Consider the following 12,475-nt stretch of genomic DNA (forward strand, 5'->3'; position numbering starts at 1 on the left):
GGAATCATGCAAGACAAGGAATGTCTGCAAACCGCCGCCTGATAACAGATCGGCGGTTTTCAATTGTCTAAAAACCAGTGGAATTTTCGATGCACGCTTGGATGCTTATTCTTCTGTTGCTCGCGCTCATGGTCTTCGCCTATCAGCTCGGCATCAAACGCGCCATTCGCAGCGCGGGCGGTTTCACCAAAATTAACGAACTGCATTCGCTGCCAGCGTATTACGGTCTTTATGCTGCGCTGTGGGCGGGCATTCCTGCACTGCTGCTGATGGGTTTGTGGATTGGCTTTCAGGATCAAATCGTCACCAGTTTAGTCACGGCGCATCTATCCGCAGACATGCTCGCTGACAAATCCGCTGGGCAAATTGGCTTGCTGCTCAATGACATCAAAAATCTTGCGACTGGCAATATCGTTTCCGCGACGGTCACGCCGCAGGTGCAAGCTGCCGCCGATCAATTTTCGCTTACAACAGCTATCAACTTGGGCAATGTGGTTGGTGGCGCTGACGCTGGCGCTCGGTGGCACCGCTTACGCGTGGCGGAAAACCACGCCGCAGATGCGAGCGCGTAATCGCGTCGAATCTATCTTTTTAATCGTCATGGTGATTTGTTCTTCGCTGGCAATTTTGACCACGCTGGGCATCGTGCTGTCAGTGTTATTTGAATCGCTGCGTTTTTTCGATCTGGTTTCACCGCTTGAATTCTTCTTAGGCATCAATTGGAGTCCGCAGATTGCGTTACGCGCCGATCAAGTGGGCGCAACTGGCGCATTTGGCGCAATTCCGCTGTTTACTGGAACGTTGATGGTGTCGCTGATTGCGATGCTGGTGGCCGTACCAATTGGTCTGATGTCCGCGATTTATCTCTCTGAATACGCTTCGCGCAATGTTCGCGCCATCGCCAAACCAATTATTGAAGTGCTCGCCGGCATTCCGACCGTGGTTTACGGCTTCTTTGCGGCATTGACGGTCGCACCGATGATCCGCGATCTGGGCGCAGCAGTCGGGTTGGAAGTCGCATCAGAAAGTGCGCTGGCAGCTGGTCTGGTGATGGGCGTGATGATTATTCCGTTTATTTCGTCGCTGTCAGATGACGTGATTAACGCCGTACCACAAGCAATGCGCGACGGTTCTTACGCGCTGGGCGCGACCCAATCCGAAACGATTCGCCGCGTGATTGTGCCCGCTGCGTTGCCCGGCATTGTCGGTGGCATTTTGCTGGCGGTATCGCGGGCGATTGGTGAAACCATGATTGTGGTCATGGCTGCGGGAATGGCCGCCAATTTGACGGCAAATCCGCTCGACAGCGTGACGACGGTCACGGTGCAAATTGTCACCTTACTGACTGGCGACCAAGAATTTGATAGCGCCAAAACCCTCGCTGCCTTCGCCTTGGGACTAACGCTGTTTTTGGTCACGCTGGCGCTCAACATCATCGCGCTGACCATCGTGCGCAAATATCGTGAGCAATATGAATAAGTTAACTGAAAAATCGCCGTCGTCCGACATTCCTCGCCGCACCATCGACATCGTTAACGCCTCGCTGAAGCGTCGCCACGCGCAGGAGCGCCGGTTTCGACGCATCGGCGCATTCGCCGTCACGCTGGGACTGGCGTTTGTCGTGTTGCTATTCGCCGACATCGTGAGCAAGGGTTACACCGCTTTTGCACAAACCTACATTCGGCTACCCATCGCATTGAGCGCGGAAGTCATTGATCCCACTGGAACCCGCGACCTCGCCACCATTGCCAACGCGAATTACAACAAACTGATCCGCGACGCACTGCATCAGCAATTTCCCGAGTCACTGACCGCAGCACCCAGCGCCAGCTCAACGCGCTGCTGAGTGTTGGTGCACCCGATCTGCTGCGCGAGCAGGTAATGAGCGATCCCGCACTGATTGGCTCCACGCCAGAAATTTGGGTGCTGGCTGATGACGACATCGACATGCTCGTGAAAGGTCACATCGACCGCGAAGGAGCGCAGGAAGAGCGCCGGGTCAGTGATGAAACTATTGGCTGGGTCACGCAATTGGAACAGCAAGGGCGTATTGCTAAACAATTCAATACGATCTTTTTCACGCATGGCACGTCGCGGGAACCAGAATTAGCGGAATTGCTGGCGCGTTAGTGGGTTCTTTTTATACGCTCTTATTAACGCTGATTTTATCTTTTCCGATTGGCGTAGGCGCAGCTCTGTATTTGGAAGAATTCGCGCCTAAAAATCGTTGGACAGATTTTATTGAAGTGAATATCAATAATTTAGCTGCCGTGCCGTCATTGTCTTTGGGCTATTGGGCTTGGCAGTATTCATTGGCTTTTTTGGCATTCCGCGTTCAACCCCATTGGTCGCAGCATTAGTCATGACCATTATGACGCTGCCACCATTATCATTGCCAGCCGCGTTGCACTTAAATCCGTCCCGCCATCAATTCGTGAAGCAGCACTTGGCGTTGGTGCATCAGCATTACAAACCCAGTTTCATCATGTATTACCGCTGGCGCTGCCCGGAATGTTGACCGGAGCCATTATTGGTATGGCGCGGGCACTGGGCGAAACTGCGCCGCTACTAATGATCGGCATGATTGCGTTTATTGTCGATATTCCCAGCGGTTTTATGGATTCCGCGACGGTATTGCCGGTGCAGATTTTTTTATGGGCGGATAGTCCAGAGCGTGGATTTGTAGAACGCACTTCAGCGGCAATTATCGTTTTATTAGCCTTTCTCTTTTTAATGAATCTCGCCGCTGTGTTATTACGGCGCAAATTCGAGCGGCGCTGGTAGCGCAATTGAGGCTTAAATCACAATGAATAGCACAGTGGAAACAATGGATAAAGCAATGAGCGTCATGAGTTCCGTTGAATTAGCCAGTGCGCAGCATTCACGGGAAACAGTTGGCGATTTTACTGCCGATGATCCGCGTATGACCTGCCGCAATGTCGATGTTTGGTATGGCAGCAAACAGGCAATTAAGGGTGTCAATTTAGATATCGGCAAAAATGAAGTCGTATCAATGATTGGACCATCTGGCTGCGGCAAATCTACTTTTTTACGCAGTCTTAATCGTATGAATGACACCATTCCGGGCTGTCGTGTCAGCGGTTCAATTAAATTGGATGGTGAAGAAATCTACGATAAAGGGCTTGATCCTGTGCCGTTACGTGCTCGCGTTGGTATGGTGTTTCAAAAACCCAATCCTTTTCCCAAATCCATTTATGAAAACGTCGCCTATGGTCCGCGTATTCATGGCTTAACCAATAACAAAGCAGAACTTGATGAATTGATTGAATCGAGTTTGCAAAAAGCCGGACTTTGGAATGAAGTCAAGGATCGTTTAGATCAACCCGGCACAGGATTGTCTGGTGGTCAACAGCAACGGTTGTGTATTGCGCGAACGATTGCCGTTTCTCCTGAAGTTATTTTAATGGATGAGCCTTGCTCGGCACTCGATCCAATCGCTACGGCAATTATTGAAGAATTGATTGATGAATTGCGCCAAAACTACAGCATTGCAATTGTCACACATTCGATGCAGCAAGCTGCTCGTGTATCCCAACGCACGGCTTATTTTCATCTCGGCGATCTGATTGAAGTTGGTGAAACCAATCATATTTTCACTAACCCGCAGCATAAACTCACCGAAGATTATATTACCGGTCGTTTGGTTAGTTTTTGCCAATCCACATGATTACTTCATGCGCATTTCATTAGGCTGTAAATTCAAATGCTAGACCCTAAACTTTCCAAATCTCCTGTTGACATCGCCAGCGGTCACACCGTGCGCCGCTATGATGAAGAACTCGCTAAATTGCGGGGCATTATTTTGGAAATGGGTGAGCGCGTGGTTGAGCAAACGCAATCAGCGGTGGTTGCGTTGGTTGAGCGAATAGAATGCCAAGCCTATCGGGTGTTGGATCGTGAGCCGCTCATTGATTATTTATCGCTGGATGCAGATGAAGAAGTCTTTTGTATGATTGCGCGGCGACAACCAGCAGCAATTGATTTGCGGATTGTATTAGCGTTATCAAAAATTGCGGGTGAAGTAGAACGTGCTGGTGATAAAGCGGCGCGAATTGCGCGGCAGGCTTTAGAAACACTGACTTTATTAAATCCGGGTGCTGAATTGCCTTCTGATGATTTAAAAGAGCAATTACAGCAATTGAATGATAAAGCGTGCTGCATGTTTGAGCGCAGTATTCGTGCAGTTGCAACTTTTGATGTGAAGTTGGCGCTCGGTATTTTTGAAGATGAACCGAATTTATATCATGCTTCTAATGAAGTGCGTAAAATTCTAGGCGAATCGAATCAAGAGAGTTTAACGCCGCGTCAGGTCGTCTGTTTATTAACGACAGCTCATGCGCTTGAACGCATTGGTAATCATGCCAGCACCATTGCTGAACAAGTGATTTATGTTGCGTTGGGTCAAGATGTGCGTTATCGCAACCGCGAGATTTTAATTGATACGCTGCGCCATTATGGTTATTGAGCGCAGCAGTATTTTTTAATGCGAAATGCGGGCATGAAAAAACATATCGTAAAGCGTTAATGCAATTTCAACCACAATTAAAACCACGATATACCACTCGACACGAATACTGCGTTTGCTTTGCAATAAATCAAGTAAGGTGCCCGCAGTATCGTTAATTAAGGCTAATTTGCGTTCTAATGCAACCTGACGTTCACGAATTTCGTATTCAGCTTCTAAATTGAGATAAAGCCGCTCTAAGTCGCTGCGTTCCCAAATCACCTCTGGTTTATCACCCACTTCTCCGCGCCCGACCATTTCTTGTTGAATAGCTAAGGCTTCGCCAATTTGTCGAATGAGGGTTTTCGCATCGCTATTGCCGCGCCCATGACGGCGCAGGCGATTGGCGAGTGGTTCAATACGATCAAACGCACTTGCAACGCGGGATTCTTGTTCGGCAAGCAATACGCTTTTACCAAGAATATCGGCAATCACTTGTAACCGTGCAATTTCGGTATTTAATAATACGACGCGATCGCGTTCAACGCCTTCAGTGCGTTTAGGATCAATGGTGAGTAGCAGGTCTTCGTGTTCAGTGCGTTCCAGTGGTTCTTTCACAAAAGCGCGAAGTTGTGCAACAAAAGTGATTTCATCAGCTGGCGCGACGCCAAATAAAACTACTGCGCCAGAACGCAATAATACGGCATGACCACCATTTGCTACTGCAACCACCAATGGGTTGATGGCTAATGGCTCGAATTGGTCAAGGCGACGGGGATCAAGATAGCGACCTAATAATAGTGCGCGGGCTTTTAATTCAAAATGCGGATGTTCTGTTGTTGACACGGGATTTGTGCTGCTGCAATTACATGAGTAATTTAATCTAACACCAACACAAAATCGGATGTGTGAATTTTATAAGACCAATTGCGTTTCGCTTTTTCAGGTTTCAAGCAACTTTACGCGAAACCATAGTGAATATAACGCAGGCAGAAATAGCAAGGTAATTGCGGTTCCTACAATAATTCCGCCAATTAACACATACGCCAATGGTCCCCAAAAAGTATCAGTTGCTAATGGCATAAACGCGAATACCGCAGCCGCTGCGGTTAAAATAACTGGACGTGCGCGGGCGACTGTTGCTTCCACCACTGCGGCGGAGATTTCCATTCCTTGACGCCGATTTTCAATAATTTGCTGCGTTAAAATCAGCGTATTGCGCATTAAAATTCCCGCCAATCCAATCAAGCCGAGCAGCGCCACAAAGCCAAACGGTTGATGACCAATGAGCAGCGCCAGCACTGCGCCAATCACGCCCAGCGGCGCTGTGGCGACGACCATCACCGTGCCAGCAAAACTGCGCATTTGCAGCATGATGAGCGTCAACATCAGCGCCAGCATGATCGGTTGCACCCGCTGAATCGACACATCGGCCTTGCCCGATTGCTCCACTGCGCCGCCGATGTCGATCCGATACCCGGGCGGCAATTGCGCCCGCAAGGTTTCCAGTTGCGCCCAAATTGCGGCGGTCACATCCGGCGGTTGCGCGTGTTGCACCTCGGCATTGACGCCGATGAACGGCTCACGGTTGTAGCGTTTCAACACAGGGTCTTCAAACGCGACGGTCAGTAATCCTGCCTGCGCCAGCGTCAAGGTGCGTCCATCCGGCGTTTTCACTGTTAAATCAGCGAGATTGCCCGCACGATCTGCCTGCCCGGGCAGTCCGCGCACCACCAATTGCACGGCGCGAATATCCTCACGAATTTCGGTGGCGACCACGCCCGACAACTGATGTTGCAACTGCGCCGCCAATTCTCGCGGCGTCAAGCCGATCAAACGCAATCGCTCTGGATCAAGCGCCAGCCGCGCTACTGCGACACGCTCGCTCCATTCCAGATGCGCATCCAGCGTATTGGGATGTGCGGCAACTTGCTGGCGCACCTGCTCGGCAATATCGCGCAGCTTGACGGGATCAGTGCCGATCACACGAAAACTCACCGGCCAAATCACCGGCGGGCCATACAGCAACTTTTGCACTCGGACTCGCGCTTCGGGAAATTCACCAGCGTCAATGTGCGTTTGCAGCCGTGCCATCAGCGCATCTCGCGCCGCTGGGTTGTCGGCAACGGCGATCAATTTGGCAAAAGCGGGATTGGGCAATTCAGGATTGAGCGCGAGGAAAAAGCGCGGTGCACCTGCGCCGATGTAGGTTGACAACGAACGCACTCCGGGCGCGTGTTGCAAAATCGCTTCGACACGATCCGCGACCGTGGTCGTCAGGCGAATGCTGCTGCCTTCCGGCAGATAGATGTCAACGAGCACTTCTGGGCGGTCGGAGCTGGGAAAAAACTGTTTTTCCACTGGGCCGGCGAGTCCGGTAATTGCCAGCGCCAGCACGCCAAAAGTCGCTGCGACGACCAGCACTTTGTGCCGCACACAGCCGCGAATCAGTTGGCGCAGGCGGCGATACATGGGCGTGTCGTATAAATCGCCCCAGCCCGGTTTTGATAAATCCCCCCCACCCCCCTTTTTCAAAGGGGGGCTTTCTGATTCTCCCCCCTTTGGAAAAGGGGGGCGGGGGGAATTTGATGCGGACGCAGCAGCAGCGTTCCCAAATACGGCGTAAATGTCACCGCCACCACCCACGAAATCAGCAGCGCAAATGCCAACACCCAAAAGATGTTGCCGGCATATTCGCCGACGCCAGACTGCGCAAAGCCAATCGGCACAAAACCCACCACCGTAATCAGCGTTCCGCTCAACATCGGCGCTGCCGTCACCGTCCACGCATGAGCAGCAGCGCGGAGCCGATCCCAGCCTTCTTCCATTTTGACCAGCATCATTTCAATCGCAATGATCGCGTCATCGACCAGCAGGCCCAGCGCGATAATCAACGCGCCGAGTGACACGCGATCCAAATTGACGCCGCGAATCAGCATCAGCAAAAAGGTCAGCCCCAACGTCAGTGGAATCGCAATGCCGACGACCAGCCCAGCTCGCCAACCCAGCGCGAGAAAACTCACCAGCATCACCACGCCGACTGCAACCATGAATTTGATTTGAAACAGATTCACGGCGTGGACAATCGCGTCGGCTTGATTGGTCAACTGCACCAATTCAAATCCCAGCGGCAAATCGGTTTCCAGCTGGCTGATGAATGCGGTCAAGCGTTGGCCGAGATTCAAGCCGTTTTCGCCGAGCCGCATCACCACGCCGAGCAGCACTGCATCCTGACCGCCGGAACGCACGATGTAGCCGGGCGGGTCTTCATAACCGCGTTTCACTTCGGCGATTTCCCCAAGTAAAACAAGCTGCTCGCCAACGCGCAGCGGCACTCGTTTGATCGCTTCGACATCGGTCAACGTGTTATCCGGGCGCAAATACAGCCGAGGCGCAGCAGTCTCAATCACGCCCGCTGGCAGCAACCGATTTTGGGCATCCAACGCATCGCGCACTGCTTCCGGCGTGATGCCGAGCGTCGCCAGCCGCGCTGGATCAAGTTCCACAAAAAACCGCTGCGGACGTTCGCCCAGCACCCGCACTTTTTGCACTCCTTCCACTCGCGCCAGCCGATCACGAATCTGCTCGGCCTCGCGCACCAGCAAACGCGGCGGCAATTTCGGCGCAGACAGCGCATACAGCGCGAAATACACATCAGAAAATTCATCATTCACAAAAGGGCCGCGCACTCCGCTGGGCAAATTGCCCGCCTCGTCGCTCATGCGTTTACGCACCTGATAAAACAAATCCGGCACTCGCGCTGCTGGCGTGTAATCCTGAAATTCCACCAATAAATCAACGCGCCCGGGTCGCGCCGTCGTTTCCACGCGGTAAAAATAATCGACTTCAGAAATGCGTTTTTCCAACGGCTCGGCGACCAATTCCTGCATCTGCGCCGCGCTCGCGCCCGGCCAGTGCGCCGTCACCACCAGCACCCGCATGACAAATGCTGGGTCTTCGGCTCGCCCCAAATTGAGAAACGCCAGCGTTCCGGCAACCGCCGTGACAAGAATAAAAAACAGCGTCACTGACCGCTCGCGTACCGCCAGCGCGGAGAGATTGAAGCCCGTAGGGTGCTGATTCATTTGAATTATTCCAACGCGGCGCGTAATTGCCGCAACGCCTGTCCACGATGACTGAGTTCATTTTTGATCGCTGGATCCAATTCGGCGAGCTGCAACCGTGGTCGGCACAAAGAAAATTGGATCGTAGCCAAACCCGTGAGCGCCACGCGGCGCAGTGAGAATTTGCCCTTCCCAAGTTCCCTGACAAATCAACGGCATCGGATCGGCAGCGTGACGCAAATACACCAGCACACATTGAAACCGCGCCGAGCGTTCGGCGTCGGGCAGTCCGTCTAAATCCGCCAACAGCTTGATTAAGTTGGCTTCATCAGATGCGCCAGCACCCGCGTAACGCGCCGAATAAATGCCCGGCGCTCCGCGCAGCGCGTCTACTTCAATGCCCGAATCGTCGGCGATGGCGGCTAAACCGCTGATTTGCGCGGCGTGACGGGCTTTGATGATCGCGTTTTCGACGAAACTCAAACCGGTTTCTTCCACTTCGCCAACGCCGTATTCACGCTGCGGCACGACCTGAATTCGCGCTCCGGCGAGCAGTTGCCCGATTTCGCGCACCTTGCCGGCGTTGTTGCTGGCTAACACGATCACTTCGCCGTTATGTGTTTGTTTCATCGCAATAAACCTGTCAGTTATTCAGCAGCCAGCGCCGCACGTTGCGCGGTCTGAAGTTGCGCAATGCCCGCCGTGCCCAGCGCCAGCAGCGCGTCCAATTCCTCGCGGCTAAAGGCCACGCCCTCGGCAGTGCCCTGAACTTCGATAAAACGCCCGTTGCCGTCCATGACCAAATTCATGTCCGTTTCGGCAGTGCTGTCTTCGGTGTAATCGAGATCAAGCACTGGAATTCCTTGAACAATTCCGACGGAGACTGCCGCGATTTGCGTTTGGATCGGATCAAACGCCAGCTCGCCCCGCGCCAGCAATTGGTCAATCGCATCGCGCAGCGCCAGCCATGCGCCGGTAATCGACGCGGTGCGTGTGCCGCCGTCGGCCTGCAACACGTCGCAATCCAAGGTAATTGTCCGTTCGCCAAGCGCCCGCAAATCCACGGCTGCCCGCAGCGAGCGTCCGATCAAGCGTTGAATTTCTAGTGTGCGTCCGCTTTGTTTCCCTTTTGCTGCTTCGCGGGCGGTGCGTTGATTGGTGGCGCGGGGCAACATGCCATATTCCGCCGTGATCCAGCCTTTCCCCTGACCGCGCAAAAACGGCGGGACTTGATTTTCGACGCTGGCGGTGCACAGAACGCGAGTGTCGCCGCATTCGATCAATACCGAACCTTCGGCATGGCGAGTGAAACTGCGGGTGAAACGCAATGGGCGTAATTCATCAGGACGGCGTTGGGAAGGTCGCATGGGTTTTTATTTTCTAATCAATCGGTTGAGAATTAGGGTTCGTGGCGTTGCGACGACGAATCGTTTGGACGCGGACGGTATAAATCGGCGGCATGTTGCGTTAGCACGTTCAATAATTCGGCGGCATCTTGCGGACGCTGATCGGGTTCCATTTTTAGCGCCCAATCCACTGCCTCCAGTAAAAATGTTGGATAACGTCCTTTGAGCGCAACGACAGTAGGAACAAGCATGTCGAGCTTTTGGCGCTCGGTCGCAGGAATCGGAGTGCGTCCTTCCATGCAGGCACGAATGCTCGCGCCGACTGCGTAAACATCGGTCCACGGGCCAATGCGCCCCGCTTGAAAATACTGTTCTACCGGTGAAAACCCGGCGGTGATGACCTGACCGCCGCGTGGTCGTTCTCGATTGAGCGGATGCACCGCGCCGAGATCGAGCAGCAGCGGCTGATGTCCGTGACGCAGATGAATGTTTCCGGGTTTCACATCGAGATGCACCATTGCGTTGCGATGCAGCAGCGCCAGCGCGTCCAGAATCGGAATAAACACTTCTAAAATAAAGGTGGTGCTTAATCCGCCTTTGCGTTCCTGCAAATAGGTTCCGAGATTGCGCCCGCGCTCGTTGGGCATGACCAAATAGCCGGTGTCATACGCCAGAATGAACGACAACACCCGCACGATATTGGGATGCCGCAACATCGCCAACGCTTTAACCTCTTGAAAAAATAGCTTTTTGCCATAATAGAGGCTTTCGGTATAGTCAAACCGAATCGGCACCACCCGCAACAAATGATCGCGGCGAGCGATACGATTCGGCATGTATTCTTTGATGACCACTTCCTCGCCGCTTTCTTCATCGGCTGCCAGATAAATCAAACTAAAACCGCCTTTCGCAATGGACTTGATGACGCGATAAGCGCCGACGGGAGTGCCGGGGGAAGGGTCTCGCGGGCATTGGCCATAATGAAGGGCGTGGTTTTCCGATAAACGCTGATTCAATTCGCCCCGTATAATAACGCGATCGTGCGCTTAGATAACCACGCTGTATTCACGCCGTTTACACGGCTTTAAGAGAAGTTTATTCACCATGATTAAAAGCATGACTGCCTTCGCCCGTGAGTCCCGCAGTGACGAGTTTGGCGAACTGACTTGGGAATTGCGCACCGTCAACCATCGGTATTTGGAGCCGCATCTGCGCCTGCCCGAAGAGCTGCGTTCACTGGATGTTGCAGTGCGCACCCGTCTTGCTGCGCGTTTGCAACGCGGCAAAGTGGATTGCAATTTGCGCTATGTTCCCGCAATCGGCACGGTCGGCAGTTTGCGAATTAACCGCCCATTTGTGGAACAACTGCTGCTCGCCGGACACGAAATCGGGCAGATGATCGGGCGCGGCGTGGAGCCGTCGCCGTTTGAACTGCTGCGCTGGCCGGGCGTGTTGCAAGAAAAAGATACTGACCCCAATCAACTGATGACGGCAGCACTGGAACTGCTGGAAGTTGCCATTGACACGCTGCTGGCAACCCGCGAGCGCGAAGGTGCGCGATTGGAAGTGCTGCTGCGTGACCGCTGCGACCGCTTGGAGGAAAGTGTGACGCGAGTGCGGGCGCAGATGCCCAACGTGCTGGGCAACGTCCGGCAGCGGCTGGCGGAGCGGCTGGCGGAATTGCGGGCAGAACTTGATCCGCAACGGCTGGAGTTGGAAATGTCGCTGCTGGCAGCCAAGCTCGATGTCGATGAAGAAATGGATCGGTTGGAAGCCCACGCTGCCGAAGTCCGCGAAGTGTTGACGCGCAATGAACCGGTCGGTCGCCGTTTGGATTTTCTGATGCAGGAACTCAACCGCGAGGCCAATACGCTCGGCTCGAAATCCGCTGATGTCGCCGTGACGCGGGAAGCAGTGGAAATGAAAGTGTTGATCGAACAGATGCGCGAGCAGATTCAAAATCTGGAATAAATTCCCATGAACGACGGTCTACTTTTCATCATTTCTGCGCCATCTGGCGCAGGCAAAACCAGTTTAATCAAAGCGTTAATCACTCGTGACGCGAGCTTGTCGCTGTCGATTTCGTGCACCACGCGAACGCAGCGCGAAGGTGAAATCGACGGCGTGCATTATCACTTTCTCGATCACACTGGCTTTGCGCAGGCAGTCACCGCTGGCGCATTTTTGGAACACGCCGAGGTGTTCGGCAACCATTACGGCACTCGGGAAGCGGATGTTCGCGCCTGTTTAGCGGCTGGGCGCGAGCTGATTTTGGAAATTGATTGGCAAGGTGCGCAGCAGGTGCGGGCGCGATTTCCGGCAGCGATCAGCATTTTCGTCGCGCCGCCGAGCATTGCCGAATTAGAACGGCGATTGAATGGGCGTGGCACTGACAATGCGGACGTGATTGCTCGACGCATGGCGCAGGCGCATTCCGATTTGACGCATTACACAGAATACGATTATGTCGTCATCAATGATGATTTCGATGCAGCATTAAATGCGCTGGCAGCAATTATTAGCGCCGAACGGTTGCGGCTGGCGCGGCAGCAATCCTCTTTAACCGAGTTATTCAGTCATTTGAATTGAGTTTTTAGGAG

11 protein-coding genes and 3 pseudogenes are annotated in these 12,475 nt (G+C 53.3%); 8 read left to right on the top strand and 6 right to left on the bottom strand.

Going from position 1 to position 12,475, the window contains the following annotated elements; all coding sequences use genetic code 11:
- The first annotated feature begins 89 nt into the window (after positions 1 to 89).
- The 6 genes and pseudogenes from pstC to CXB77_RS16070 all read left to right on the top strand — a co-directional run bounded on the left by pstC (position 90) and on the right by CXB77_RS16070 (position 4,486).
- Positions 90 to 1,479: pseudogene (pstC, locus tag CXB77_RS16055) on the top strand (phosphate ABC transporter permease subunit PstC).
- A pseudogene (locus CXB77_RS22415) lies at positions 1,472 to 2,130 on the top strand (DUF3333 domain-containing protein). Before pstC ends, CXB77_RS22415 begins: the two co-directional pseudogenes overlap by 8 nt.
- Positions 2,130 to 2,360 carry a hypothetical protein gene (locus CXB77_RS22420; protein WP_242445783.1) on the top strand — a complete coding sequence of 77 codons (231 nt, stop codon included), beginning with the start codon at positions 2,130 to 2,132 and terminating at the stop codon, positions 2,358 to 2,360. Before CXB77_RS22415 ends, CXB77_RS22420 begins: the two are co-directional and overlap by 1 nt.
- 70 nt (positions 2,361 to 2,430) lie before the next feature.
- Positions 2,431 to 2,784: an ABC transporter permease subunit gene (locus tag CXB77_RS22425; protein ID WP_242445821.1), complete on the top strand. Its 354-nt coding sequence runs from the start codon at positions 2,431 to 2,433 to the stop codon at positions 2,782 to 2,784.
- Positions 2,785 to 2,806: 22 nt separating this feature from the next.
- On the top strand, positions 2,807 to 3,688 hold the full coding sequence (gene pstB, locus CXB77_RS16065) for a phosphate ABC transporter ATP-binding protein PstB (RefSeq protein ID WP_105074637.1): 882 nt from the start codon (positions 2,807 to 2,809) through the stop codon (positions 3,686 to 3,688).
- A 36-nt stretch (positions 3,689 to 3,724) separates the two neighbouring features.
- On the top strand, positions 3,725 to 4,486 hold the full coding sequence (locus tag CXB77_RS16070) for a phosphate signaling complex PhoU family protein (protein WP_105074638.1): 762 nt from the start codon (positions 3,725 to 3,727) through the stop codon (positions 4,484 to 4,486).
- 15 nt (positions 4,487 to 4,501) lie between these two features.
- Here CXB77_RS16070 and CXB77_RS16075 read toward each other — a convergent pair whose 3' ends face one another.
- From CXB77_RS16075 to CXB77_RS16095, 6 genes and pseudogenes are all read right to left on the bottom strand, one after another.
- Positions 4,502 to 5,311 (bottom strand): RMD1 family protein, encoded by an 810-nt coding sequence (locus CXB77_RS16075; RefSeq protein WP_105074639.1) that lies wholly within the window; start codon positions 5,309 to 5,311, stop codon positions 4,502 to 4,504.
- A gap of 96 nt (positions 5,312 to 5,407) precedes the next feature.
- Positions 5,408 to 6,937, bottom strand: a complete 1,530-nt coding sequence (locus CXB77_RS23305; RefSeq protein ID WP_277949433.1) for an efflux RND transporter permease subunit — start codon at positions 6,935 to 6,937, stop codon at positions 5,408 to 5,410.
- Positions 6,938 to 6,996: 59 nt separating this feature from the next.
- Positions 6,997 to 8,550, bottom strand: a complete 1,554-nt coding sequence (locus tag CXB77_RS23310; protein ID WP_277949420.1) for an efflux RND transporter permease subunit — start codon at positions 8,548 to 8,550, stop codon at positions 6,997 to 6,999.
- 5 nt (positions 8,551 to 8,555) lie between these two features.
- A pseudogene (gene rdgB, locus CXB77_RS16085) lies at positions 8,556 to 9,159 on the bottom strand (RdgB/HAM1 family non-canonical purine NTP pyrophosphatase).
- A 17-nt stretch (positions 9,160 to 9,176) separates the two neighbouring features.
- Positions 9,177 to 9,896 (bottom strand): ribonuclease PH, encoded by a 720-nt coding sequence (gene rph / locus CXB77_RS16090; protein WP_105074640.1) that lies wholly within the window; start codon positions 9,894 to 9,896, stop codon positions 9,177 to 9,179.
- Positions 9,897 to 9,928: 32 nt separating this feature from the next.
- A complete protein-coding gene (locus tag CXB77_RS16095; protein ID WP_105074641.1) occupies positions 9,929 to 10,891 on the bottom strand; it encodes a serine/threonine protein kinase in 963 nt (320 codons plus the stop codon).
- An 88-nt stretch (positions 10,892 to 10,979) separates the two neighbouring features.
- On the opposite strand from CXB77_RS16095, the gene CXB77_RS16100 reads away from it, so the two are divergent.
- Together CXB77_RS16100 and gmk are read left to right on the top strand one after the other, a co-directional pair.
- Positions 10,980 to 11,846, top strand: a complete 867-nt coding sequence (locus CXB77_RS16100; protein WP_105074642.1) for a YicC/YloC family endoribonuclease — start codon at positions 10,980 to 10,982, stop codon at positions 11,844 to 11,846.
- 6 nt (positions 11,847 to 11,852) lie between these two features.
- Positions 11,853 to 12,464, top strand: a complete 612-nt coding sequence (gene gmk, locus CXB77_RS16105; protein WP_105074643.1) for a guanylate kinase — start codon at positions 11,853 to 11,855, stop codon at positions 12,462 to 12,464.
- Positions 12,465 to 12,475: the final 11 nt, after the last annotated feature.

It is taken from the genome of Chromatium okenii (genome assembly GCF_002958735.1).
GTDB classification, from domain to species: domain Bacteria; phylum Pseudomonadota; class Gammaproteobacteria; order Chromatiales; family Chromatiaceae; genus Chromatium; species Chromatium okenii_A.

Bases quoted from the DNA above. Each gene is read 5' to 3' on its own strand.
- rph (WP_105074640.1), bottom strand. From the start codon at position 9,896: ATGCGACCTTCCCAACGCCGTCCTGATGAATTACGCCCATTGCGTTTC.
- CXB77_RS23310 (WP_277949420.1), bottom strand. From the start codon at position 8,550: ATGAATCAGCACCCTACGGGCTTCAATCTCTCCGCGCTGGCGGTACGC.
- gmk (WP_105074643.1), top strand. From the start codon at position 11,853: ATGAACGACGGTCTACTTTTCATCATTTCTGCGCCATCTGGCGCAGGC.
- CXB77_RS16100 (WP_105074642.1), top strand. From the start codon at position 10,980: ATGATTAAAAGCATGACTGCCTTCGCCCGTGAGTCCCGCAGTGACGAG.
- pstB (WP_105074637.1), top strand. From the start codon at position 2,807: ATGAATAGCACAGTGGAAACAATGGATAAAGCAATGAGCGTCATGAGT.
- CXB77_RS16070 (WP_105074638.1), top strand. From the start codon at position 3,725: ATGCTAGACCCTAAACTTTCCAAATCTCCTGTTGACATCGCCAGCGGT.
- CXB77_RS23305 (WP_277949433.1), bottom strand. From the start codon at position 6,937: ATGTATCGCCGCCTGCGCCAACTGATTCGCGGCTGTGTGCGGCACAAA.